This is a genomic window from Pseudacidovorax intermedius (assembly GCF_001476815.1).
Taxonomy (GTDB): domain Bacteria; phylum Pseudomonadota; class Gammaproteobacteria; order Burkholderiales; family Burkholderiaceae_C; genus Xenophilus; species Xenophilus intermedius_A.
Genome location: NZ_LDSL01000149.1, coordinates 1 through 24,894, shown reverse-complemented (window position 1 = coordinate 24,894; position 24,894 = coordinate 1). Strand labels below are relative to the sequence as shown.

19 protein-coding genes and 1 pseudogene are annotated in these 24,894 nt (G+C 67.9%); 8 read left to right on the top strand and 12 right to left on the bottom strand.

Annotation, left to right across the window (positions count from 1 at the left end; translation table 11 throughout):
* Nucleotides 1-673 precede the first annotated feature (673 nt).
* The gene (locus NS331_RS21200; RefSeq protein ID WP_058643931.1) at nucleotides 674-6,526 is read right to left on the bottom strand and encodes an excinuclease ABC subunit UvrA; all 5,853 of its coding nucleotides are present in this window, start codon (nucleotides 6,524-6,526) and stop codon (nucleotides 674-676) included.
* 270 nt (nucleotides 6,527-6,796) lie between these two features.
* Between NS331_RS21200 and NS331_RS21195 the strand changes: the two genes are divergently transcribed.
* The 7 genes from NS331_RS21195 to NS331_RS21165 all read left to right on the top strand — a co-directional run bounded on the left by NS331_RS21195 (nucleotide 6,797) and on the right by NS331_RS21165 (nucleotide 13,601).
* A complete protein-coding gene (locus NS331_RS21195) occupies nucleotides 6,797-7,495 on the top strand; it encodes a GntR family transcriptional regulator (RefSeq protein ID WP_058643930.1) in 699 nt (232 codons plus the stop codon).
* 19 nt (nucleotides 7,496-7,514) lie between these two features.
* Nucleotides 7,515-9,287, top strand: coding sequence for a dihydroxy-acid dehydratase (ilvD, locus tag NS331_RS21190; protein ID WP_058643929.1), 1,773 nt, complete (start codon nucleotides 7,515-7,517; stop codon nucleotides 9,285-9,287).
* A 46-nt stretch (nucleotides 9,288-9,333) separates the two neighbouring features.
* Nucleotides 9,334-10,260, top strand: a complete 927-nt coding sequence (locus tag NS331_RS21185; protein ID WP_153012967.1) for an NAD(P)-dependent oxidoreductase — start codon at nucleotides 9,334-9,336, stop codon at nucleotides 10,258-10,260.
* A gap of 102 nt (nucleotides 10,261-10,362) precedes the next feature.
* The gene (locus NS331_RS21180; protein ID WP_058643928.1) at nucleotides 10,363-11,151 is read left to right on the top strand and encodes a hydroxypyruvate isomerase family protein; all 789 of its coding nucleotides are present in this window, start codon (nucleotides 10,363-10,365) and stop codon (nucleotides 11,149-11,151) included.
* A 55-nt stretch (nucleotides 11,152-11,206) separates the two neighbouring features.
* Entirely contained in the window at nucleotides 11,207-12,163 is a 957-nt protein-coding gene (locus NS331_RS21175; protein WP_058643927.1) for an NAD-dependent epimerase/dehydratase family protein, read from the top strand.
* A gap of 38 nt (nucleotides 12,164-12,201) precedes the next feature.
* Nucleotides 12,202-12,543, top strand: a complete 342-nt coding sequence (locus NS331_RS21170) for an NIPSNAP family protein (RefSeq protein ID WP_058643926.1) — start codon at nucleotides 12,202-12,204, stop codon at nucleotides 12,541-12,543.
* A 68-nt stretch (nucleotides 12,544-12,611) separates the two neighbouring features.
* Nucleotides 12,612-13,601: a 2-hydroxyacid dehydrogenase gene (locus NS331_RS21165; RefSeq protein ID WP_058643925.1), complete on the top strand. Its 990-nt coding sequence runs from the start codon at nucleotides 12,612-12,614 to the stop codon at nucleotides 13,599-13,601.
* A gap of 105 nt (nucleotides 13,602-13,706) precedes the next feature.
* On the opposite strand, the gene NS331_RS25790 is transcribed toward NS331_RS21165, so the two are convergent.
* The 5 genes from NS331_RS25790 to NS331_RS21155 form a co-directional block, all read right to left on the bottom strand.
* The gene (locus NS331_RS25790; protein ID WP_082702668.1) at nucleotides 13,707-14,573 is read right to left on the bottom strand and encodes a hypothetical protein; all 867 of its coding nucleotides are present in this window, start codon (nucleotides 14,571-14,573) and stop codon (nucleotides 13,707-13,709) included.
* A 79-nt stretch (nucleotides 14,574-14,652) separates the two neighbouring features.
* Nucleotides 14,653-15,216, bottom strand: a complete 564-nt coding sequence (locus tag NS331_RS26320) for a hypothetical protein (RefSeq protein ID WP_153012966.1) — start codon at nucleotides 15,214-15,216, stop codon at nucleotides 14,653-14,655.
* 151 nt (nucleotides 15,217-15,367) lie between these two features.
* Complete coding sequence (locus NS331_RS21160) at nucleotides 15,368-16,096, bottom strand: hypothetical protein (protein ID WP_206597354.1); 729 nt, start codon at nucleotides 16,094-16,096, stop codon at nucleotides 15,368-15,370.
* A 205-nt stretch (nucleotides 16,097-16,301) separates the two neighbouring features.
* Nucleotides 16,302-16,760: a hypothetical protein gene (locus NS331_RS25785; RefSeq protein ID WP_082702667.1), complete on the bottom strand. Its 459-nt coding sequence runs from the start codon at nucleotides 16,758-16,760 to the stop codon at nucleotides 16,302-16,304.
* Between the two features lie 69 nt (nucleotides 16,761-16,829).
* On the bottom strand, nucleotides 16,830-17,537 hold the full coding sequence (locus NS331_RS21155; protein WP_153012964.1) for a hypothetical protein: 708 nt from the start codon (nucleotides 17,535-17,537) through the stop codon (nucleotides 16,830-16,832).
* A gap of 216 nt (nucleotides 17,538-17,753) precedes the next feature.
* On the opposite strand from NS331_RS21155, the pseudogene NS331_RS27240 reads away from it, so the two are divergent.
* Nucleotides 17,754-17,966, top strand: a pseudogene (locus NS331_RS27240) (phage integrase N-terminal SAM-like domain-containing protein); the annotation flags it as partial.
* A 121-nt stretch (nucleotides 17,967-18,087) separates the two neighbouring features.
* Here the strand turns inward: NS331_RS27240 and NS331_RS27385 are convergent.
* The 6 genes from NS331_RS27385 to NS331_RS21130 all read right to left on the bottom strand — a co-directional run.
* The gene (locus tag NS331_RS27385; RefSeq protein ID WP_275936477.1) at nucleotides 18,088-18,219 is read right to left on the bottom strand and encodes a hypothetical protein; all 132 of its coding nucleotides are present in this window, start codon (nucleotides 18,217-18,219) and stop codon (nucleotides 18,088-18,090) included.
* A 159-nt stretch (nucleotides 18,220-18,378) separates the two neighbouring features.
* Nucleotides 18,379-20,070 (bottom strand): MFS transporter, encoded by a 1,692-nt coding sequence (locus tag NS331_RS21150; protein WP_058643922.1) that lies wholly within the window; start codon nucleotides 20,068-20,070, stop codon nucleotides 18,379-18,381.
* Between the two features lie 240 nt (nucleotides 20,071-20,310).
* Nucleotides 20,311-21,645 carry a type VI immunity family protein gene (locus NS331_RS21145; protein WP_153012963.1) on the bottom strand — a complete coding sequence of 445 codons (1,335 nt, stop codon included), beginning with the start codon at nucleotides 21,643-21,645 and terminating at the stop codon, nucleotides 20,311-20,313.
* Nucleotides 21,646-21,665: 20 nt separating this feature from the next.
* Complete coding sequence (locus NS331_RS21140) at nucleotides 21,666-23,000, bottom strand: type VI immunity family protein (RefSeq protein ID WP_082702669.1); 1,335 nt, start codon at nucleotides 22,998-23,000, stop codon at nucleotides 21,666-21,668.
* A gap of 23 nt (nucleotides 23,001-23,023) precedes the next feature.
* Nucleotides 23,024-24,322: a VRR-NUC domain-containing protein gene (locus NS331_RS21135; RefSeq protein ID WP_082702665.1), complete on the bottom strand. Its 1,299-nt coding sequence runs from the start codon at nucleotides 24,320-24,322 to the stop codon at nucleotides 23,024-23,026.
* 18 nt (nucleotides 24,323-24,340) lie between these two features.
* The coding region (locus NS331_RS21130) for a DUF2345 domain-containing protein (RefSeq protein ID WP_153012962.1) at nucleotides 24,341-24,894 on the bottom strand (554 nt) is incomplete at its 5' end.

Here is a 24,894-nt window from a genome sequence, read left to right as displayed (position 1 = left end):
GCGAAGCCCTCTATTATGACAGTGTTTTAAAAGACCTGTCAACCTTTCGGGTCTTTCGAGGCAGCCAGCAAACCAGCCACCCCATCAACCCTTCGACTCGCAACAGCCAATCGGCTGCTTTGCGTCGAGCCCTCGATTATGACACGCTTTTTTGAAGAGCTGCAAGAGGCTTTTTCAAACATCCCGCCGTCACAATCACAGGTCGCTACAAGATCCACAAACACAGCGTTTCTTGCAGCGAGCCTGTCAGTATAGGGGGCAGGGCGCTGTAGGCGCAAGCCCTGCGCGAGATTCTTTTTAAGAATCTGCAATGGCGCTATCGGCGCACGGTGACGGATTCGCAGAACGACTCATAGTGGTGGCTCAGACGCCTCTCGCGCTCTTGAAGGTTCGAGCCTGCATCGATAGAGGAGGGACAGCGGGCGGAAAGGCGGCGACGCTCCGGGCTCCGGGCTCCGGGCTCCGGGCTCCGGGCTCTGGACTTTGGGCCCTGGACGCCCCTCCGAGAGCTGGCGACTGCTCCCGAAATGCGCGAACAGCGGCCCCTGAAATACACCTGCCGCGCTCTTGATCGGCGGCGCAGCCTTGCGGGGATATCAGAGCAGGCTCGCCTACTCGCTATAGGAGAAAGCAGCGCGGGCTCCGCGCTGCTACGAACGGCCCCCAGCCGCCCTCAGCGCCCGCGGGCCAGCACCGGCTTGAGCGCTACGCCCGTGTGCGTGCCCAGGGCCACCACGTCTTCCGGCGGCGCGGTGGCCACCACGCGGCCGCCGCCGGAGCCGCCTTCGGGGCCCAGATCGACGATCCAGTCGGCCTCGGCGATGAGGTCGAGGTCGTGCTCGATCACCACCACGCTGTGGTTGGCATTGACCAGGCGATGCAGCACGTGGATGAGCTTCTCCACATCGGCCATGTGCAGGCCGACGGTGGGCTCGTCCAGCACGTACAGGGTGTGCGGCGCCCTGTTGCCGCGGCGGGTGACGTCGTCGCGCACCTTGCTCAGCTCGGTGACCAGCTTGATGCGCTGCGCCTCGCCGCCCGACAGCGTCGGCGACGGCTGGCCCAGCGTGAGGTAGCCCAGGCCGACGTCCTTGAGCAGTTGCAGCGGATGGCTGATGTTGGGCATGCTGGCGAAAAAGGCGACGGCTTCGTCCACCTCCATCTGCAGCACGTCGCCGATGCTCTTGCCGCGCCAGGTGACCGCCAGCGTCTCCGGGTTGAAGCGGGCGCCGTGGCAGACCTCGCAGGGCACCTTCACGTCGGGCAGGAAGCTCATCTCGATGGTGCGCACGCCGGCGCCTTCGCAACCCGGACAGCGACCTTCGCCGGTGTTGAAGCTGAAGCGGCCCGGACCGTAGCCGCGGGCCTTGGCCTCCAGGGTGTCGGCGAAGAGCTTGCGGATGGTGTCCCAGAAGCCGATGTAGGTGGCGGGGCAGCTGCGTGGCGTCTTGCCGATGGGCGTCTGGTCCACCTCGAGCACGCGGTCGATCTCTTCATAGCCCGCGATGCCGGTGCAGCCCGCCCAGCGGGGGCGTTTGCCGGCGGCGTCGGCGTCGCGGCCGGCCTTGGTCATGCGCTGCTGCACGATGGCCTGCACGTTGTCGAGCAGCACGTCGCGCGCCAGCGTGGACTTGCCCGAGCCGCTGACGCCCGTGACGACCACCAGGCGATTGAGCGGGATGCTCACGTTGACCGACTGCAGGTTGTGCAGGTTCGCGCCGGCCACGGCGAGCCAGGAGACGGCGCCTTCGCCCTCCTCGGCCGTGTCCGACACCGGACGCCGGGCATGCAGCGGATGGCGGATCGCATCGCGCAGATAGCGGCCGGTGAGCGACTCCTGCGCCTGCTGGATTTCGTCCACCGTGCCCTGGGCGACCACCCGGCCGCCGCGCTTGCCGGCGCTGGGGCCGATGTCGATCACATGGTCGGCGCGGCGGATGGTGTCCTCGTCGTGCTCGACCACGACCAGCGTGTTGCCCTTGTCGCCCAGCTTGTGCAGGGCGTCGAGCAGGATCTGGTTGTCGCGTGCATGCAGGCCGATCGTGGGCTCGTCCAGCACGTAGCACACGCCCTGCAGGTTGCTGCCCAGCTGCGCCGCGAGACGGATGCGCTGCGCCTCCCCGCCGCTGAGCGTGGGCGCGCCACGGTCCAGCGTCAGGTAGCCGAGGCCCACTTCCTCCAGAAACTCGAGGCGGCTGCGGATCTCGGGGATCAGGTCGCGCGCGATGCCCGCCTGCCGCCCTTCCAGCGCCAGCGACTCGACCCAACGCCGCACGTCCGTCACCGACAGCCGCGCGATCTCGGCGATGCCGACGCCGGCGAACTTGACGGCCCGCGCCGTGGCATTGAGCCGGGTGCCTTCGCAGGTGGGGCAGACGGTGTCGCCCACGTCCTCCGCCTCGGGCTCGGCGAAGGTCTGTTCGCGGCCGCGCTGGTCGTCGGCCAGCACCGAGTCGTCGAAGACCTTGCGCTGTTCGCGCGTGAGCTTGACGCCGGTGCCCACGCAGTCGGGGCACCAGCCGTGCTTGCTGTTGTAGCTGAACAGGCGCGGATCGAGCTCCGCATACGAGGTGGCGCAGATCGGGCAGGCGCGCAGCGTGGAGAACACGTGCGCCTGGCCGATGCCGGCCGTGGACTGCCCCGCCGCCATCGCCGCCCCCAGCGCGCCGATGTCGGACAGGACGTGCACCACGCCCTTGCCATGCTCCAGCGCCGAGGTCACGGCCTGGCGCAGCAGCGATTCCTCCGACGGCAGCACGTCCACGCTGGCCACGGGCAGCTCGATGCTGTGCTCCTTGAAGCGGTCCAGCCGCGGGAAGCCCGTGGTCGGCAGGAACTGGCCGTCCACGCGCAGGTGCGTGTAGCCGCGCGGACGCGCCCAGTCGGCCAGCTCGGTGTAGACGCCCTTGCGGTTGCTCACCAGCGGCGCCAGCAGGCCGACGTGCTGGCCCCGGAACTGCCGCATGACCTGCGCCACGATGCTGTCCGGCGTCTGCGGCTGCACCGCCGCGCCGTCGAAGACACAGTGCTGAATGCCCAGCTTGACGTACAGCAGCCGCAGGAAGTGCCAGACCTCCGTCGTGGTGCCCACCGTGCTCTTGCGGCCGCCGCGCGACAGCCGCTGCTCGATGGCCACCGTGGGCGGGATGCCGTAGACCGCGTCCACCTCCGGCCGGCCGGCCGGCTGCACGATGCTGCGGGCATAGGCGTTGAGCGACTCCAGGTAGCGCCGCTGCCCTTCGTTGAACAGGATGTCGAAGGCCAGCGTGGACTTGCCCGAGCCGCTCACCCCCGTCACCACGCTGAACTTGCCGCGCGGAATGTCCACGCTCAGGTTCTTGAGGTTGTGCTCGCGCGCATTGACGATCTCGATGGCATCGCGGCCCGGCGCGGGCACCGGCCGGTAGCGCACGGCCGACTCCTGCGCCACCCGGGCCGCGGGCCCGAGCGCCGTTTCGTAGGCCGCCAGGGCCGTGCCCGTGTGCGTGCCCGGCATCTCGCGCACCTGCTCGGGCGTGCCCTGGGCGACGATGCGCCCGCCGCCGTCGCCGCCTTCGGGGCCGAGGTCGATCACCCAGTCGCTGGCGCGGATCACGTCCAGGTTGTGCTCGATCACCACCAGCGAATGGCCGGCGTCCAGCAGCTTGCGCAGCGCGCGCATCAGCCGCGCGATGTCGTCGAAATGCAGGCCGGTGGTCGGCTCGTCGAAGAGGAAGAGCGTGCCCTTCTTCGCCAGCGGCTGGCGCGACTTGCTGCCGCCGCCGGCCGCCTCGGCCAGGAAGCCGGCGAGCTTGAGGCGCTGCGCCTCGCCGCCCGACAGCGTGGGCACGGGCTGGCCCAGCTTCACGTAGTCCAGGCCCACGTCCACGATGGGTTGCAGCACGCGCTGCACCTCGCGGTCGTTGGCGAACACGGCCAGGGCCTCGGCCACGGTGAGTTCGAGGATGTCGGCGACGTTGTAGACGCCCATGCCCATGCGGGCTGCGCCTGGTGCGTCCTGGGCTTGCGACGTCGAGCGGGTCGACCCGGCTTCGACAGGCTCGGCCTGAGCGGTGTGGGGGCGTCCGACGGTCGCCTCCAGGCTGTCGGCGCGAACGGTTCTTGGGCGTTCGATGGTGACGTCGAGGATCTCCGGGCGGTAGCGCTTGCCGTCGCAATCCGGGCAGCGCAGGTACACGTCCGACAGGAACTGCATTTCCACGTGTTCGAAGCCCGAGCCGCCGCAGGTCGGGCAGCGGCCGTCGCCGGAGTTGAAGCTGAACTTGGCCGCCGTGTAGCCGCGCTGCCGGGCCAGCGGCGCGGTGGCGAAGATCTCGCGCACGGCGTCCCAGGCGCCGACGTAGCTGGCCGGGTTGGAGCGCGCCGTCTTGCCGATGGGCGACTGGTCGACGAAGACCACGTCGGACAGGTGATCGGCACCCAGCAGCCGGTCGTGCGCGCCCGCGGTCTCGGTGGGCTTGCCGAAGTGGCGCATCAGCGCCGGCGCCAGCACGTCCTGGATCAGCGTGGACTTGCCCGAGCCGCTGACGCCGGTGATGGCCACCAGGCGCTGCAGCGGGATGTCCACCGTCACGTCCTGCAGGTTGTGCTCGCGCGCGCCTTCCAGGATGAGCCGCGGCGTGTTCTCGGACACGAGCCGCTTGAAGCCCATGCCGATGTGCTTGCGCCCGCCCAGGTATTCGCCGGTGAGCGTGTCGGCGCCGCGCAGTGCGTCGACGGGGCCGTCGAACACGATCTGCCCGCCACGCGCGCCGGGGCCCGGGCCCATGTCGATCACGCGGTCGGCGGCGATCATCACGGCCGGGTCATGCTCCACCACCACCAGCGTGTTGCCGGCATCGCGCAGGCGCTGCATGGCCTGGGTGATGCGGTCCATGTCGCGCGGGTGCAGGCCGATGCTGGGCTCGTCCAGCACGAACAGGGTGTTGACCAGCGAGGTGCCCAGTGCGGTGGTCAGGTTGATGCGCTGCACTTCGCCGCCGGAAAGCGTGCGGCTCTGGCGGTCCAGCGTGAGGTAGCCGATGCCCACGTCGTTCAGGTAGCGCAGGCGGGTGGTGATCTCTTCGTGCAGCAGCTTGAGCGCCTGGGCTTCGCCTTCCACCACGCCGCCGGTCGGCAGCGCCAGCCGGTCGAAGAACTGCCGCAGCCGCTCGATGGGCATGAGCATCAGGTCGTGCAGGCACAGCCCGGGCAGCGCCTCCAGCTGTTCGCGCGACCATTTCACGCCGACTGGCATGAACCGCTTCGCTGATGCGAGGACGGCGTCGGCATCGTCCTTGCCGCCCACGCGCCAGAGCAGGCTTTCCAGCTTCAGCCGCGCGCCGCCGCAGGCCGGGCAGGGCGTGTAGCTGCGGTACTTGGACAGCAGCACGCGGATGTGCATCTTGTACGCCTTGCTCTCCAGGTAGCCGAAGAAGCGCCGGATGCCGTACCACTGCTTGTTCCAGTTGCCTTCCTTGAAGTTGGGCGTGCCTTCGATCACCCAGTGCTTCTGCTCCGGTGTGAGCTTGTTCCAGGGCGTGTCGCGCGGAATGCCGGCCGATTCGGCATGGCGCATCAGGTCGTCCTGCGCTTCCTGCCAAGCGGGCGTCTGGATCGGCTTGATGGCGCCGGCGCGCAGCGTCAGCTTGTCGTTGGGAATGACCAGGTTGAAGTCCACCCCGATCACCCGGCCGAAGCCGCGGCAGGTGTCGCACGCGCCCACGGCCGAGTTGAAGCTGAACATCGACGGGATCGGGTCCGCATAGCGGATGTCGCTCTCGGGGCAATGCAGGCCGGTGGAGAACTTCCAGGTTTCGGCCTCGCCGCCCTCCTCCGCCGGCAGCGCATGCACCGTGACGCGGCCGGTGCCGCGCTTGAGCGCCACCTCCAGTGCCTCGATCACCCGCGCCCGCTCGGTGTTGGCGATGCGGAAGCGGTCGGCCACCACGTCCAGCACCTTGCGCGGGCCGGTGGGCGTGCCCACCTCGCGCTGCGCATGCACGCGGGTGAAGCCGCTGGCCGACAGCCACTGTTCGACCTCGGCCTCGCTGGTGCCGCCCGGCAGCTCGACCGGGAAGGTGACGACCACGCGCGGATCGCCGGCCGCGGCGGCGCGCGCCTGCAGCTCGGCATAGATGGAGTCGGGCGTGTCGTGGCGCACCGGCAGCGCGGTCTCACGGTCGAACAGCCGGGCCGCCCGCGCAAACAGCATCTTCAGGTGGTCGTTCAGCTCCGTCATCGTGCCGACCGTGGAGCGCGAGCTGCGCACCGGGTTGGTCTGGTCGATGGCGATGGCCGGCGGCACGCCCTCCACCTTGTCGACCGCCGGCTTGTCCATGCGGTCCAGGAACTGGCGGGCATAGGCCGAGAAGGTCTCCACATAGCGGCGCTGGCCCTCGGCATACAGGGTGTCGAACACGAGGCTGGACTTGCCCGAGCCGCTGGGCCCGGTGACCACCGTCATCTCGCCCGTGCGGATGTCCAGATCGAGGTTGCGGAGGTTGTGCTGGCGAGCGCCGCGGATGCGGATGGAACCCTGTGTCATGCGTGCCTTGGAGATGGGGGCGGAGGATTCTAGGAATGCCTCCCTGTCAGTGCTGGCAGGTGGATTTGCAGGCCCGGCGTCGGCAGGCACGCCGCCTGGCGCGCAAGCTGCTAGGGCGCGACGGCGAGGGGGTGAATTCGCCCCCAATACGCCCGATCCTGCCGGACGCGCATGACGTTGCGAGGCGGCCCGGCCCCTCCACGCGGGATAACGCCGATTCCATGCGTCGTCCCTTGCCTGTACATTTGATCAAACATCAAAGCTGACCCGATGGACATCCGCTCCGCCGACCTGCTGCCCGAACCGCTGGGCCTGCTGACGCCCATTGCCCGCTCGTCCGTCAACGAGTCGGTCTACCAGGCGCTGCGCAACAAGCTGATGCACGGCGAGTTCCGCGCCGGGCAGCCGCTGGGCATCCAGTACCTGGCCGACGCGCTGGGCACCAGCACCATGCCCGTGCGCGAGGCGCTGCGCCGACTGGTCGCCCAGCAGGCGCTGGAGCCGCTGCCCAACGGCACCACGCGGGTGCCGCTGATCACCCGCGAGCGGCTGGCCGACATCCGCCGCGTGCGGGTACTGGCCGAAGGCCAGGCCACCGAATGGGCCACGCCGCACCTGGCCACCGCCCAACTCGACGACCTGGACGCCATGGCCCGCGGCATCACCCAGGCCCGGCGCACGCGCGAGGGCGTGGCCACCAGCCTGGAGCTGAACCTGATCTTCCACTTCACCATCTACCAGGCGGCGCAGTCGCCGGTGCTCATCGCCATGATCGAGAGCCTGTGGCTGCAGTCGGGCGCCTACCTGCGCGCCACCCGCGAATACCTGCATTCCGAGGAGCAGCCGGCCGACCGGCTGCACGAGAAGGCCGTCGCGGCCCTGCGCGCCGGCGACGCCACGGCCGCCCGCCGCTGCATCGAACAGGACGTGAGCTGGGTCTTCGACCGGCTCGATCCCGAACTGGCCTGACCCGCCGCCACACCCCACCATGACCAACAATCCCCGCTCCCTGCACAAGCACCGTTCCCGCGCCGTCACCGAAGGCCCGGGCCGCGCCGCCCACCGCGGCTTCCTGCGCGCCACCGGCATGGACGACGAGACGCTCGCCAAGTCGCTGGTCGGCATCGTCAGCACCGCCGGCGACAACACGCCCTGCTCCAAGTCGCTCGGCCCGCAGGCCGACTACGCCCGCCTGGGCGTGGCCGAGGGCGGCGGGCATCCGGTGAGCTTCACCACCATCTCGGTGTCCGACGGCACCTCCATGGGCCACGACGGCATGCGCATGAGCCTGCTGTCGCGCGAACTGATCGCCGACAGCGTGGAGCTGGCCGTGCGCGGGCATGCCTACGACGGCCTGGTCACCTTCGGCGGCTGCGACAAGACGCTGCCCGGGATGATGATGGCCATGGTGCGGCTGAACGTGCCTTCGGTCTTCGTCTACGGCGGCTCGATGCTGCCGGGCTATTCGCCCGAGGGCGAGGAGCGCACGGTGCTCACCGCCATCGAGGGCACCGGCCGCCACCAGACCGGCGCCATCACGCTCAAGCAGCTGGACCAGATCGAGCGCACCTGCGCCATGACCGTCGGCGCCTGCCCGGGCCAGTTCACGGCCAACACCATGGCCATGGTGGGCGAGGCGCTGGGCCTGTCGCTGCTGGGCACCGCCACCATCCCGGCCGTCTACAGCGAGCGCCTGGCGCTGGCCCGCCGCGCCGGCCTGCGCGTGATGCAGATCCTGGAGAACGGCGGCCCCCTGCCGCGCGACCTGATCACCCGCGAGAGCCTGGAGAACGCCTGCGCCGCCGTCGCGGCCACCGGCGGCAGCACCAACGCGGCGCTGCACATTCCCGCCATCGCGCACGAGGCCGGCATCGTCTTCACCTTCGACGACGTGGCGCGCGTGTTCCAGCGCACGCCGCTGGTGGCCGACCTGTCGCCCGGCGGCCGCTACCTGGCCAAGGACCTGAACGTCATCGGCGGCGTGCCGGTGGTGCTCAATGCGCTGCTGCAGAGCGGCCACCTGCACGGCCACACCATGACCGTCACCGGCCGCACGCTGGCCGAGGAGCTGGCGGCCTTTCCCGGCCCGGACGGGCGGATCGTGCGGGAGTCGTCCGCGCCCTTTCACGCGTCGGGCGGGCTGGTGGTGCTCAAGGGCAACCTCTGCCCGGACGGTGCCCTGATCAAGATCGCCGGCCTCAAGTCGCTGCAGTTCGACGGCCGTGCCCGCGTGTTCGAGACCGAGGAAGACTGCATGAAGGCCGTCGCCGCCCAAACCTACGAGCCGGGCGACGTGCTGGTGATCCGCAACGAAGGCCCGCGCGGCGGCCCCGGCATGCGCGAGATGCTGGCCGTCACCGCCGCCATCTACGGCCAGGGCCGCGGCGAGCAGGTGGCGCTGCTGACCGACGGCCGCTTCTCCGGCGCCACGCGCGGCATGTGCATCGGCTACGCCAGCCCCGAGTCGGCGGCCGGCGGGCCCATTGCCCTGGTGCAGGACGGCGACCGCATCCGCATCGACGCGGCGGCGGGCAGCATCGTGCTGGACGTCGACGAGGCAGAACTCGAACGCCGGCGCGCTGCGGCCAAGCCCTTCCAGCGCGAGCGCCTGGCCGGCGCGCTGGAGAAGTACGCCAAGCTGGTCGGCCCCACCCACCTGGGCGCCGTCACGCATTCGGGCTGCGTCGATTGGCCCTATCCCGAAGAGGACCAGGTGCCGTCGCTCGGCGAAGGCCTGGGCGACAAGGACGCGCAGCGATGAGCACCGGCCACCTGACGATGAGCCGCGCGCCCCGAAAGGCTGAGCGATGAACGCGCCCGCCGCCCAACGCCCGCTGACCCTGGCCTTCTGCGGCCTGGGCCTGATGGGCGCCCCCATGGTCCGCCGCCTGCTGGCCGCCGGCCACACCGTGCGCGTGTGGAACCGCTCGCCCGCCAAGGCCGCACCGCTGGCTGCGCTGGGCGCGCAGGTGGCCCCGACACCCGCGGCAGCCGCTGAAGGTGCCGACGGCGCGCTGATGTGCCTGTTCGACGCCGACGCGGTCGAGGCCGTGGTCTTCGGCACCGACGGCCTGGCCCAGGTGCCAGGCCTGCGCTGGCTGGCCGACCATTCCAGCATCCATCCGCAGCGCACGCGCGACTTCGCCGCCCGGCTGCAGGCCGCCAGCGGCGCGCACTGGCTGGACGCGCCGGTCTCCGGCGGCATCGGCGGCGTGGAGGCCGGCACGCTGGCCATCATGGTCGGCGGCGAGGCCACCCACCTGGATGAGGCCTTCGGCGCCTTGCGCGCCTATGCCGGCAACATCACCCACATGGGCGGCAGCGGCGCCGGCCAGGCCACCAAGCTGTGCAACCAGACGCTGGTGGCCACCGCCGTCGTGGCGCTGGCCGAGGCCATCGGCTTCGCCGAGCGCAACGGCATCGCCATCGAGCGGCTGGCACCGGCGCTGGCCGGTGGCTGGGCCGACTCCAAGCCGCTGCAGGTCTTCGCGCCACGCATGGCGCAGGCCCAGCCGCAGATCATCGGCGCCCTCGCCACCATGCTGAAGGACATCGACACCGTGGCCGCCGTCGCCCGCGACAGCGGCGCGCCCATGCCGGTGACCGGCGCCGTGCAGCAGGTGCTGCGCATGGCCGACGCCATGGGCCTGGGCGAGGCCGAGCTGTCCGCCGTGGTCGCGCTGATGACGCCGCAGCGGCTGGACGCCTTCCTGGCGCAGGCCGGGCAGACATGAAGCCGCACCCTGCCCGGCCAAGCCGACTCCGCGCGCGGTGCACCGGCGCGGCCTGCTTCGCGGCCGTTCGCCCCCTCACGCCTCTTGCCTGACCCACGCCTCATGCAACTGAATGCCAACCTGGAGTGGCTCTACGGCCACCTTCCGCTCGACCAACGCTTCGCCGCCGCAGCAGCCGACGGCTTCGCCGGGGTCGAGATGCTGCAGCCCTACGAGCAGCCGCCCGCCTGGTACGGCGACGCGCTGCGCGCCCACGGCCTGACGGCGGTGCTGCACAACACGCCCGTGCGGCCCGACAGTCCCGGCCGCCTGGGCTGGGCCGCCGTGCCCGGCGCCCAGGCCGAGTTCCGCGAGGCCTTCGACCGGGCGCGTGCCGTCGCCGAGGCCACCGGCTCGCGCCGCATCCACGTGATGGCCGGCGACTGCCGCGGCCACGACCGGCAGGCCTGCCGCCAGGCGATGGACCAGAACCTGGCCCACGCCATCCGGCAGGCCGAGGCCGACGACCTGGTGCTGATGCTGGAGCCGCTCAACCGCATCGACATGCCCGGCTATTTCTACTGGCTGCCAGAGCAGGCGCTGGACGTGATCCGCGCCTTCGACTCGCCGCGGCTGCGCCTGCAGTTCGACCTGTACCACTGCGTGAAGGAAGGCCTGGACCTGGCCGACGAGCTGGCCCGCTGCCGCGGCGTCATCGGCCATGTGCAGCTGGCGGGCTCGCCCGACCGGCACGAACCCGACCTCGCCCGCGACGGCCTGCTGGCCGCCGTCACCGCCCTGCCCGACGCCGGCTACGACAGCTGGCTGGGCTGCGAATACAAGCCGCGCAGCACGGCCGCCGAAGGCCTGGCCTGGGCAGACCCACTGCGCCAACAAGGACTGATCTCATGAACCCCGCCCCGCTTTTCACCCGCGCCACCGGCGTGCCCATGACGAGGACCGCCGCATGACCCGCATCCTCGTCACCGGCGCCGGCGGTTTCGTCGGCCAGGCCCTTGTGCGCCGGCTGCTGGCCGGCGTCGATGCGCTGCCGCTCACGCAGCTCGTGGCGGTGGACCTTGCGCTCGACCTGCCCGCGCACCCCCGACTCACCCAGCTGCGCGGCTCCGTCGCCGACGACGCCGTGCGCGCTCAGGCCCTGGCCGCGCCGCCCGACGTGGTCTTCCACCTCGCCGCCATCACCAGCGGCCAGGCTGAGCGCGAATTCGAGCTGGGCCTCACGGTCAACCTGCGCGCCACGCTGGCGCTCTTCGAGGACCTGCGGCGCCAGCACGCCGCCACCGGCAGGACGCCGCGGCTGGTGCAGACCAGCTCCATCGGCGTCTTCGGCCTGCCGCTGCCACCGCACATCGACGACGCCACGCCCATCGTGCCCACCATGTCCTATGGCGCCCACAAGCGCATGCTGGAGATCCTGCTGGCCGACTACAGCCGCCGCGGCTGGATCGACGGCCGGTCGCCCCGCCTGCCCAGCGTGGTGGCGCGGCCCGGCCTGCCCAACGGCGCGCTGTCGGCCTTCGCCAGCGACCTGATCCGCGAACTGGCGGCCGGCCGCAGCTACGAGTCGCCGGTGGATGCCGAAGGCACGCTGTGGCTGCTGTCGCTGCCCGCCTGCGTGGAGGCGCTGATCCATGCCGCCTGCATCGACGGTGAGCGCCTGCCCGCCACCCGCGCCTGGACGCTGCCCTCGCTGCACGTGTCGGTGGCCGAGGTGGTGGCCGCGCTGATGCGCCGCTTCGGCGTGGAGGTGTCGCAGCGACTGAGTTATGCGCCCGACCCGGCCATCATTCCGCAGTTCGCCCGCTGGCCGAGCGTGGACACCGCTCTCGCGCGCTCGCTGGGCTTCGTGCCCGACCCGTCGCTCGACGTGCTGATCGAACGCTGCCTGCCCGGCGCCGCCTGAGGCGCGCCCCTCGTCCCTATCCCGCTCCCATCTCGCCCATGATCATCGAACTGCGTACCTACACCCTGCGCATCGCCACCACGCGCGACTTCGTCGCCCGCTATGCCGCCGAAGGCTATGCCGTTCAGGTCGAGCACCTGGGCGAGCCGGCGCTCTATGCCGTCAGCGAGATCGGCGAGCAGAACCAGGTGGTCCATGCCTGGCGCTACAAGGACTTCGCGGACCGCGACGCGCGCCGCGCCGCGATGGAGGCCGATCCGCGCTGGCTGGCCTACAAGCGCCGCAGCCTGGCCGACGACCATGTGCAGCAGCAGACCACCGCCATCCTGCGCGAAGTGGACTTCGCGGCACTGACTGCGGCCAGCGGGGTGAAGGCATGAGCGGCGGCCCCTCCACGGCGGATGGCATTCGCGCCCAAGGCCGTCCAACGAACGACGGCGCGGCTGCGATGGCGAGCGTGCAGCCCGACCACGAAGGCGGGGCATCGGCATCGCCGGCCGCGCCCTTGCTGCTGCTTTCGGCCCAGCTGCCGCCGCCGCTCAAGGCCGTGCTTCAGGACCGCCATGCCTGCGTGGCCGCACCGACGCCCGACCAGTTGCTGGCCACCGCCCGCGCCCATGCCGACCGCCTCGAGATGGTCGTCACCACCGCCACCGACGGCGCCGATGCCGCGCTGATCGAGGCCCTGCCCAAACTGCGCGCCATCTGCAGCCTGGGCGTGGGCCTGGACGCGCTCGACCTGGAGGCCGCCAAGGCCCGCGCCGTGGCCGTGAGCTACACGCCCGACGTGCTCAACGACTGCGTGGCCGACCTGGCCGTCGGCCTGCTGATCGACGCCGCCCGCGGCATGGGCCGGGCCGAACGCCTGGTGCGCCGCGGCGACTGGCCGCGCATCGGACCCGGCGCCCTGGGCACGCGCGTGAGCGGTCGCAAGCTGGGCATCCTGGGCCTGGGCCGCATCGGCCAGACCATCGCCCGCCGCTTCGCCGGCTTCGACATGGACATCCGCTACCACACGCGCACGCCGCGCGAGGGCGTGGCCTGGACGCACGAGCCCTCGCTGGTGGACTTGGCCCGCTGGGCCGACTTCCTGATCGTGGCCTGCGCCGGCGGCGAGGCCACGCGCCATCTCGTCGATGCGCGGGTGCTCGATGCGCTGGGCCCGCAGGGCATCGTGGTCAACATCGCGCGCGGCTCGGTCATCGACGAGGCCGCGCTGGTCCTGGCCCTGCAGCACGGGCGCCTCGGCGGGGCAGCGCTGGACGTGTTCGACCAGGAACCGCAGGTGCCGGCCGCGCTGATGGAGATGGACAACGTCGTGCTGCTGCCGCACATCGGCAGCGCCACCGCACAGACCCGCCGGGCCATGGGCGATCTGGTGCTGGCGAATGTGGAAGAGTTTCTGGCCACCGGGCGGCTGCGCACCCCCGCGTATTGAATTGCCGCCGCGCTGGCGGTACGTCAGCGTGGCCTCATTCCCCTGTTGCGGGACAACGTTCGAGCTGAGCGGGCCGCCGCCGGCGGAGGTCCGCTCGAGCGAGGGTTAGGCATCTGCGCGAGTGACGCGTTCGAGCACTTGGACTCCGAGCGTATTCCGGAGCGCGACAAGTGTCCCAGGCAAGGCAGATTCAAGAAGCAGGACTGCCCGAACGCTCGCCCTGCGGGATTGGGCGGCCAAAACAGCCTCCATGACCGCCCGGTACTTGACGCACTGGTACAGACCGCGGACGACATCTTGAATCGGCGAGCGTGCAGACTTCACCTCAACTGCGACCCACTCGTCTGCATGACTAAAGGAGACGTCGAGCGAATCGCCAGACGGGAGAGAGTGTTCGGTATCGCCTCTTGCGGATGAAGAAGGTAGTCCCACGAGTTCCGGATGTTGAGCAACGTACTCTTTGAGACGACGATGATCTTCGCTCTCGCCGCCGCCGCGAAAGGCGGCTGCCTGCTGGAGGAGTGCGCCGTAGTCCTGCGAGACCGGGGGTAGGCCGAACGCCGCAAGAACTTGATGCCAGTGCGGATATGCAGAGATGTGACTTAGTTCAGCCTTGATGACCGCTTGCTTCTTAGCCAGCGGCAGCTTCGCGTAGTCAGCCTTGTCGACCAAGAACCATCCAACGCCTTCGCCTGGCAAACCGGTCTCCTTGTTGACCACGAGGCACTGAATCGGTGGAATGCGTTGTGGCCATGATTTGGACAGGGCCTCAAGCGTTTCTCCGATGCTGCCGAGGACATAGTTGAGGTTCCGGGCATTCGGCATTTCAAGCTCGTCTGCCAAGTCCGAATACGCAACTGTCTGGCCGGCTTCTGCTTGACGCACAAGAAGCGGGAGAGCGCGCTTTGCGCGCTCGTGGTACAGCTTCGTGCCTGAGGTAAACGGGGTAGCTTTCTCGCCGGTCTCGGACATGCGCGCCTTTCAGATGCCTAACGTTTGAGCTGAGGCGCAGACGCCGGCTTGGCGGGCGGCTGCCGCCTCCAGCGAAGGGTTAGGCCGCACTCTCAACCTTCGGCTCCTTTGGCAAGGAGATGGCAGCGGCGCGCCATTGCGACAAGGACGGAAGTAAGCGATCGCGAAAGCGGTCACCCTTGACTACGATTTCGATGCGATAGACGACGCCCGGCTTGATTCGAAAGTGCTCGCTGAGATTGAGGGTCTCTTCGGTCGATAGGGTGAGAGTTGGATTCTCAGTGTCCGGCTCCTCCCACTTGACTCGCTCGCCAGCTGGATACCTCAGTCTTCCTGTTGATCCCAACACGCGGAAAAGCGGCGCAATATCCGTGCGTCCAACGGCAGTCAATCGCAGTTCAGCATCGAGCACGCGCGCCGAATCAACTTTGCCCTTTGCGAGGGAGACATCCACGACCAGGTGATCGTCCTCTCCCAATGATGACTGCCGCTCATGCTTAAGTCCGACTGTTAGATTGAGCAGTAACCAGCCGGCGAATACCTTGTATCCGAAGTAGATAAGTGCTGCACATGCCGCTAGTAGCGTTGCTAAGTCCTTGGCGACGCCAATAATTTCCTTCGCGACAATAAACCAAAAGGGCATGATTGGTTCCTTTGCGGCCTAACGTTCGAGCTGAGCCGCGCACGCCGACATGGCGCTTGGCCCGCTGGACGGATGATGACCTAAGCCCAGAAGCGGGCCAAGTGCCATGGCGGTGGGCGTCGGTTCCGGCGAGGGGTTAGGCGGCAACCGACTAACTGGGCGGTGAAGGCTTGACTTCGTAGCGGCCCAGACCGTAGTGGACGCGAACGCGCTGAATGATCTCCAGGACATAGTGTGAGACTGCGTCCTGATACTTGCGCCACATGGCATGGCTGACATTCAGGTTGTCGCCTGGCTTCAGACCCAGCCACGGACACGCATCAACTAGCCGCCGGTCGGCTATGCCAGAGCGGTGAACGAGCGCGTGCCTGACCTGTGACAGCTCGAACAGCGTCCTTTGGTGGTCCTGCTCAAGCGCACCAGAGAGACCGAAGGGCTCCAGGAGGCTCTCGAACCGCGTCACTCCGTTGCGGAGTGGCCCTCCGACCTCCTGGTCGAGCAAATCAACGATCCACAGGCATCTATCGGTCGGCTCCAGGGATTCGTACTCGCCAACGCGCACCCGCAGCTTCTTAATCGCCTCCGACGTCCAGGCCTGCGGAGTGTTCTCAAGCCACTTGGCCGCGAACGAGCGGACCAACGCCTCCAAGGAACTCCACAGTGCAATGGTCGCCTGTTCGTGGAGCAACGGAAAGTCATTGTCGACCTCGCGCTGAGCGAGCTCCTTGTCTTCTTCCGCACGCTTCAGCTCAAGAGCGGCGTCATCAAGCTTGCCGTCTACCTCTGCAAGCACCTTGAGAGCGTTGTGACGCCCACGAACCATGGAAATCCCGCCTATCGACAGGCGCAGGACGTGCACCAAGCGCTCGTTTTTGTCCAAGAACTGCGAGAACAGAGCTCTCGGCCACTCAGGGAGGGCCGCGCTCGACTCTGGTTGCCGTGAGGCCATGGTTCCCTTTGCCGCCTAACGTTTGAGCTAAGCGGGCGACGACAGCAGGACGTCAGGCCCAGGCTGGCGAAAATGTACCGCGTACCGCCAGACCGGGCCTGGTGGCCTGCCGTTGGCGCTCCGCTTGAGCGAGGGGTTAGGCGTCATTCGCGGCGGCCTTGCGCTTGCCGGCCGTTGAGATTGCACCTGCGGGGTTGCGTGCCATGACCTTGATGTATTCGACCCTGCGAAAGCGGAGCGCTGACCAGTCCTCATCCACGGCGACCATTCTGACTGGTTCGAATCCCGCTTCACCGAGCGCTGGCCATCCTGAGTCACGATTGAACTCGCACTTGTACTTCTTTGATGCTCCCTTCGGATACACCATCCAAAGCACGGAATCACCCACACATGCCTTCGCCAACTTTGAGCTGGCGGAGGTGAGTTCGGCCTGGGTCACCACGAAAGCTATAGCGAACTCGGCTGGTCCCGAGATTGTTCGCTTGACCGCGACGCCTTCCAACGCTGCGAGCTCCGACTCGAACGAGCTTGGAGCATTCAGCACGTGGATCGTCGCTTGCGTACTGAGGTTGAGCTTCTTGAAGAGTGGTGACATGGAAGACACTCCTGTGACGCCCAACGTTCGAATTAACGGGCGCCGCCAAGCGTGCCGTTGAATGAGGGGTTAGAGGTCGCGGTTGCCATGCTTGAGCTTTTGGGTGATGTATACGATGGACGACGCCGCGAACTCGAGAAAGAACTCGGCCTCTGCCTTTGTAAGGGTCGATTCTGTCGTCCCGCCGTGACGGACAAACACCTTGTTGCTGGCAAAGCCGTAGGCCTGACTGACGAGGCGCTCGATATCTGGATCAAGCTTTGCCTGCTTGATGATCTTGCCAAGCGTTCCGCTTGGTTCATTGAGCAGAATCATCAAGCAGGACTCGACGGCGCTGATTGATTCCTTGATCGAGTTCTCGAAGTCTGGAGTGGACGAGTAGATGAAGTTCTTCGCCTTTAGCCATTGAGCACGGACGGGGGAGAGTTCATCTTCGAGCGCATCGTTTGCCTTACTCCAGTTTCTGGGGGAAGGCGCGTGCCGCTGAATGCGCTTGAGGTCAATTAGCACATCAGCGTAAAGTTCCCCGACATACAGGCGACGGCTCGCATACGTCTTCATTTCCTGTAGCTTGCAGTGGGCGTAGAACGCTTCAAGCGATTTGTGCGGATTTGGGTTTGCGTACTTCGCCTCTTCTAGCCCTAAGGTGACGTCTTCATAGAGTTCACGATAGGCTGAAGGCTGATCGGAGGTTCTGCCATCCGTGGCGTACGCCACCATGAGGGACTGAAGTTCCGCAATCTTTGCGGAAAGGGCGAGGGCTTGCTTGCTGTCCACGGGTGATTTCGACCTCTAACGTGTTCTCGGGAGACAGCTAACGCCACCTAGGCAGAAACACTGCGCCCCAGATCGGCACGATTGCGTCACCGCAAACCGTTGACGCACCATCAGACTCTCCCGTTTGAATGTACTTTTGTGCAGCACCAAATTTCCGCCAAAAGCGGCATACCCACAACAACCTCGCCGAGGTGAGCTGGCCGCCTGAGGAGCACCATGATGCCAGTTGTGCCGGCCGTTGCGGCCTCTCGGAAATACCTGTGCCCGCGGCCCAATCAGGCTCCGCCGCCACTGCGCGCAACGCGGGTGCGGTACCAGTTGCGAGAACGCCTGCGGTTGATGCACTACAGCCTGCGTACCGAGGAAACCTACGTCTGCTGGGTGGAGGCATTCATCCGCTTCCATCGGCTGCGGCACCCTGCCGAGATAGGTGGGCCGGAGGCCATCCGACACAGCGCGCAGCAGGCGCTCCCATCCATGAAGAAGGCCCGGCAATGCCGGGCCTTGTCATTGATGCCTGTTGAAGCGCCAAGCCTCGTCTGTTCTGCGCTTACTTGGCCGGCGCGTGCTGCACATCCCCGCCGTGCTTCTCGCCCCCCATTTCCACCTTGTCGCCGGCCTGCATCAGCACGAACAGAGAAACGGCGGCAAACACGACGAAGCCAATAGCGATCTTCCACATGAAAAGGGTCTCCTATAAGGATGAAATCAGATGGCCGCGGAACAGGCCGCGCCAGTGCACCCGCGGAACCGGCTTTGCCGGGCCGGGGGGTGCGCCCCCCTCCAAGCCGAAGGCGCCAGGCAGGGGGGAGCCGCGAAGCGGCTTGGGGGGTACCCCTTCTCAATCAGCTGCGTAGATATCCACGTCCTTCGTCTCGCGAATGAACAGCGTCCCGATCACCAGCGTGATGCCGGCGATGATGATCGGGTACCACAGGCCGTTGTACATGTTGCCCGTGGACGCCACGATGGCGAAGGCGGTGGTGGGCAGCAGGCCGCCGAACCAGCCGTTGCCGATGTGGTACGGCAGGCTCATCGAGGTGTAGCGGATGCGCGTGGGGAACATCTCCACCAGCATCGCCGCGATCGGGCCGTAGACCATGGTGACCAGCAGCACCAGGTAGGTCAGCAGCACGATCATCATGACCTTGTTCATCTTGGCCGGGTCGGCCTTGGAGGGGTAGCCGGCCGCCTTCAGGTCGTCGCCCACTTCCTTCTTGAAGGCGGCGATGGACTTGGCCGAGTCCTCGTCGAACTTGGAGTTCACGACGTTGCCCGCGGGCGCGTTGATCGTCTTGCTGCCGATCTTGACCACGGCCGGAGAGCCCGCCGGTGCGGCCACGTTCTCGTAGCTCACCGAGTTCTGCACCAGGAAGCGCTTGGCGATGTCGCAGGAGCTCTTGAAATCGATCTCGCGCGCCACCGGGTTGCCCTGGAAGGAGCAGGTCGCCGGGTCGGCCGACACGGTGACGGCGGCGCTGGCCTGGGCGCGGGCCAGGTCGGGGTTGGCGGCCTCGGTCAGCATCTTGAAGACCGGGAAGTACGTGAGCACCGCCAGCAGGCAGCCGGCCATGATGATGGGCTTGCGGCCGATCTTGTCCGACAGCGAACCGAAGATCACGAAGAAGGGCGTGCCGATCAGCAGCGCGATGGCGATCATGATGTTGGCCGTGGAGGCGTCCACCTTCAGCGTCTGCGTCAGGAAGAACAGCGCATAGAACTGGCCCGTGTACCAGACCACCGCCTGGCCGGCCGTCAGGCCCACCAGCGCCAGGATCACGATCTTGAGGTTCTTCCACTGGCCGAAAGACTCGGTCAGCGGCGCCTTGGAGGTCTTGCCCTCGGCCTTCATCTTCTGGAAGGCGGGCGACTCGTTCATCGACAGGCGGATCCACACGCTCACCCCGAGCAGCAGGATCGACACCAGGAAGGGCACGCGCCAGCCCCAGCTGGCGAAGGCGTCCTCGCCCAGCAGCGTGCGGGTGCCCAGAATGACCATCAGCGACAGGAACAGGCCCAGCGTCGCCGTGGTCTGGATCCACGAGGTGTAGGCGCCGCGCTTGCCGTGCGGCGCATGCTCGGCCACGTAGGTGGCCGCACCGCCGTACTCGCCGCCGAGCGCCAGGCCCTGCAGCAGCCGAAGCACGATCAGGATGATGGGCGCCGCCACGCCGATGGCGGCGTAGGTGGGCAGCACGCCGACGATGAAGGTCGACAGGCCCATGATCAGGATGGTGACCAGGAAGGTGTACTTGCGCCCGATCATGTCGCCCAGGCGGCCGAACACGATGGCGCCGAATGGGCGCACCAGGAAGCCCGCCGCGAAGGCCAGCAGCGCGAAGATGAAGGCCGCGCCCGCATCCAGGCCGCTGAAGAACTGCTTGGCGATGATGGCCGCGAGCGAGCCGTAGAGGTAGAAGTCGTACCACTCGAACACGGTGCCGAGCGACGAGGCGAAGATGACCTTCTTCTCCTCCTGCGACATCGGCCGGGGTGCCGCGGGCACCCCGCGGGAATCCAGTGTGGCTGCCATGTGTCTGTCTCCTGTTTATGCAAACGCCCGCGGATCGCGGCCGTGGGCGGATTCTTTGGGGGACGACTGACCGTTGGCTTGCGTGAAACTGAACCGATTCTGACGATTTAGGGACTAACCCGCGCTGCGGGTTTCATCTGGCAGGAATACGGGGTGCATGGCGCCCGGCATCGGGAAGACCCTGAGCCTTACACGCGTAGGCCATTGCAGCGCAGGCCCATCACCGCCGCGGGAGCCGATTCAACGCATCAGAAACCACACGACCGCCCCGGAAGAAGTGAACTCCGGCCCGGGCATGGGCTGGCCGCGCACGACCCGCTCGATGCGGTTGCGCAGCCGGGGTGCCTGCCAGTCGCCTGTTTGCGGGCAGGGCTGGCCCGCGTAGGCGATGGGCTGCGCCGGCGAGACCGGCGGCCGGGGCGGCGGCACGAACTTGGGCGGCTTGGGAATCGGCGGTGCGCCAGGCAGGTCGAAGCGCGCTTCCCAGCGCACGGTCTCGGCAGGGTTGGCGTGGTCCAGGGCGGGAATGTGCAGGTGCAAGGAATCGGGATCGGGATTGCGCAGCACCCGCAGCACGCTGTTGACGAAGACGTAGGGCTCGGGCTTGCCCTCCTCGGGCGCGCCCAGGCGAGGGAAGGCCCCGGCACGGATCAGCATGCACTGGCCGATGCGCTCGATGCCGATGTCCGGCCGGGCGAGGTCCGCCCGAAGCTTGTCCTCGCCGCCCAGCCGCTCCACGAACACGTCGCCCAGCAGGGTGTACCAGTTGACCGACTTGATGAAGCCCCAACTGGTGACGTCCGCGCCGGGCTTCAGGTAGGGATAGGACACCTTTAAGGTGCCGGCCGCATCCTCCTCATGCGACGCCGTCATGTACTCCCGGCTTTGATCGAAGCCTCGGCTGTCGATCTCCAGGCCGATGAAGCGCTTGGCCAGTTCGTACTCTGCGGGCATGAAGCGGTGGTAGCTGTAGGGCAGCAGCGGCGACAAGCCCCCATAGCCGCCGCGCACGGGCAAGTTGGCACACACGAAGCGCAGGAAGGTTTCGTAGAGCTTCAGGCCCTCGTCGTCCGTTACGAGGCGCAGAGGAACCTGGAACTTGATGTACGACAAGTAGCCGGCGTCGAAGCCCTTGGGAGCAACGAAGAGGCCGCCAGGCGCAACGCTCTCCTCTTCGAATTCCGTATTGGTCAGCGTCTTGATCTGGTAGGCCGCCGCCGTGTCCTGGTCGGTGGCGCTGGCGCGGGCGACGCTGACCTCCCCAGAAGGCGGCGTCTCCACGATGGCGCGCCGGATGGACTGCAGGCCGGCCGCCGTCTTCCTGGAGAACTTGGCCAGGTCGGCGGCCTTGCCGCCCTTGAGCTCCTGGCCGAACAGTTCCTCGAAGCGGTCGAAGCAGCGCAGGATGCCCGCGCGCACCTCGGGTCTGGCCCCGTGCTCGAAGAACACGGTGCCGATCACCCCGGGCAGCACCAGGGGCCGCTCGCCATCCGGGGCGTACAAGGTCATGTCGTCCCCGTAACGCAGGTGGGCCTGCAGGGGCGTGAGCACGGGGCGGGGGTCGTTGGATTGCATCAGCGCATCGACCTCCAGGATCACCGCATCAGGAACCACACGACCGCCCCGGAAGAAGTGAACTCCGGCCCTGGCATGGGCTGGCCGCGTTCGACCCGCTCGATGCGGTTGCGCAGCCGGGGCGCCTGCCAGTCGCCTGTTTGCGGGCAGGGTTGGCCCGCGTAGGCGATGGGCTGCGCCGGCGAGACCGGCGGCCGGGGCGGCGGCACGAACTTGGGCGGCTTGGGAATCGGCGGTGCGCCAGGCAGGTCGAAGCGCGCTTCCCAGCGCACGGTCTCGGTCGGGTTGGCGTGGTCCAGGTCGGGAATGTGCAGGTGCAGCGAATCGGGCTCGGGATTGCGCAGCACTCGCAGCACGCTGTTGACGAAAACGTAGGGCTCGGGCTTGCCCTCCTCGGGCGCGCCCAGGCGGGGGAAGGCCCCGGCACGGATCAGCACGCACTGGCCGATGCGCTCGATGCCGATGTCCGGGCGGGCGAGGTCCGCCCGAAGCTTGTCCTCGCCGCCCAGCCGCTCCACGAACACGTCGCCCAAAACGGTGTACCAGTTCACCGACTTGATGAAGCCCCAGCGGGTGACGTCCGCACCGGGCTTGAGGTAGGGATGGGACGCCTTCAACGTGCCGGCCGCACTGAGCTCGCGAGATGTCGTCATGTACTCGTCGCTCTGAGCGAAGCCACGGCTGTCGATCTCCAGGCCGATGAAGCGCTTGGCCAGTTCGTACTCTGCAGGCATGAAGCGGTGGTAACTGTAGGGCAGCAGCGGCGACAAGCCCCCATAGCCGCCGCGCACGGGCAAGTTGGCACACACGAAGCGCAGGAAGGTTTCGTAGAGCTTCAGGCCCTCGTCGTCCGTGACGAGGCGCAGAGGAACCTGGAACTTGATGTACGACAAGTAGCCGGCGTCGAAGCCCTTGGGCGCAACGAAGAGGCCGCCAGGCGCAACGCCCTCCTCTTCGAATTCCGTATTGGTCAGCGTTTCGATCTGGTAGGCGGCCGCCGTGTCCTGGTCGGTGGCGCTGGCGCGCGCGACGCTGACCTCCCCTGAAGGCGGCGTCTCGACGATGGCGCGCCGGATGGACTGCAGGCCGGCCGCCGTCTTCCTGGAGAACTTGGCCAGGTCGGCGGCCTTGCCGCCCTTGAGCTCCTGGCCGAACAGTTCCTCGAAGCGGTCGAAGCAGCGCAGGATGCCCGCGCGTACCTCGGGTCTGGCCCCGTGCTCGAAGAACACGGTGCCGATCACCCCGGGCAGCACCAGGGGCCGCTCGCCGTCCGGGGCGTACAGGGTCATGGCGTCGCCGTGATGCAGATGGGCCTGCAGCGGGGTGAGCACGGGGCGGGGGTCGTTGGATTGCATGGACTCGATCTCTGAGTGGGTGTTCATTGGGCTGCCATCTGCTGCACACCCAGCATGGCTGCCAGGGCCGCCAAAGCGGCGGTGCCCGAGCTGCCGACGATGGCGACCAGGGCCGCCAGGGCCGCGAAGACCGGGGCGGCCAGCACGCACACCATGTAGGCCGCGCCCAGCGTCAAGACCACGATGGCAACGCCCTTGGCGGCGTACGTCATGTAGGTCAGCACCTGACCCCAGTCGATCTGGCGCAGCATGTCCCAGGTCAGGTCGGTGGCCTCCTGCACGGCGCGCCACATGGCACGCAACTGGGCCGCGCCGTAGCGGTACATCACCTCGCCCTCGTGGTCGACCCAGACCCAGGTGTCGGTGGCCGCCTCGCGCGCCCAGCGCCCGACCATCACCAGCCATGGCGCGTGACGGCCGACCCAGGCGCCGGCCGCAGCCGACAGTTCGGCCGTGCCGTCCTTGGCCTGGCTCCACAGCGAGGCCACAGCCCGCGCGACCCCGGTGAGCCTATGCGGCATCTCGTTGAGCCAGGGCTCGTACCACGTCTTCTCGGCGATGGGCTTCGTGCTGCGGATGGGGGCGCGCACGGGCACCCCAGCCGCCGACGGGTCTTGGGCGGCTCGCCGCGGCCCGGGCGCCCCTGCGGCCTGCGCCGCCGGACGTGCCGCACCGGCCTGCTTGGCCTTCTCGAAATCGCCATCGCAGTCGGACACGTCCAGCACCGACATGCGATGGGTACCACCCGCGATCCGCTGATAGGCCTTCTCCTGCCCTTTGCCCCAGTCATCGCCGGGAAACTTGATTTCGACCAGCCGCTCCAGGTTGTCGGCGTGGGACTGGCCCGTGTGGTCCTGCGTCGCCCGGCCGGGCCAGCGCACGGACTTGTTGCGCACGATGATGACGTCCGGTCGGCGAAGGTGACCCACCCTGAAGCCGGGAGGGAAGGGGTTATTGCTGTGCCGGCGGTTCGGCCCATCCCGCGCGATCAGATCGCGATTGCTGCTCAGGAAAGGAATGGGCACCGCCTCCGAATCGAGCCGCACCGGCCACATGTCGAAGCTCACCTCGGCCTTGTAGAGCCAGCGGTAGTCCGCATCCTCCTCGTCCCTCTTGATGGTGCCGCTCACCACGATCTGCCTCAGCCAGCTCTCCACCATCTGGCCGCCGGGCAGCATGCGCAGGCGCTTCTCGGGCGTCCTCAGGGCATAGAGCACTTTTTCGGTAAGGTAGCCCTTGGTGCCAGGCGGCAGTTCGACGTACTGAGGGACACGCTCCTTGATGGTCTGGCAGGAGGCAACGGGGGTAAAGACAGCGGTCATGGTCGGCCTTGAAACGGTTCAGATCGGGGGAAGCGTGGACTCGTCGTCCCGGTAGTCCGCCTGGATGGCGGGGCTGTCGCCGCCACTGAGGTGCCAGGGCTCCTGCTGCGGCGGCCGCGTGTCGAGGGCTTGCAGATGGACCTCGTCGGGATTGCGGGTGAAGGCCGTGGCGGTCTGGCCGCGGTCGTCCGTGCGGCCGACCCAGGTCTCGCCCGAGGGCAGGGTGAGCTTGTAGGGGTGGTGCACGAGCACCGCGTGGTCCCGCTGGCTGCGCAGGACGTAATGGGCCTGGTAGAGGTTGGCCGCCTCGAACGCGCGCGTTTCCACCGGCCGACTCATGGGCCCGACCTGCGCATGCATGGCCGCATGCTCCTGCCAACTGCCGGCGGTGCCGTGGCGGATGCCTTCGGCGCTCCACTCGGTGTAGCTGCCCCCGCCGATGAGCACGACCTTCTTCTTGGCCTGGATGCGGATGCGTCCCTCCACGCTGGTGATGCGCACGTCCTTGTGCGCCACCAGCACCACCTCGCCCTGGTGCGCCTGCACCTGCACCGGCCCGCGGCCGGCGAACA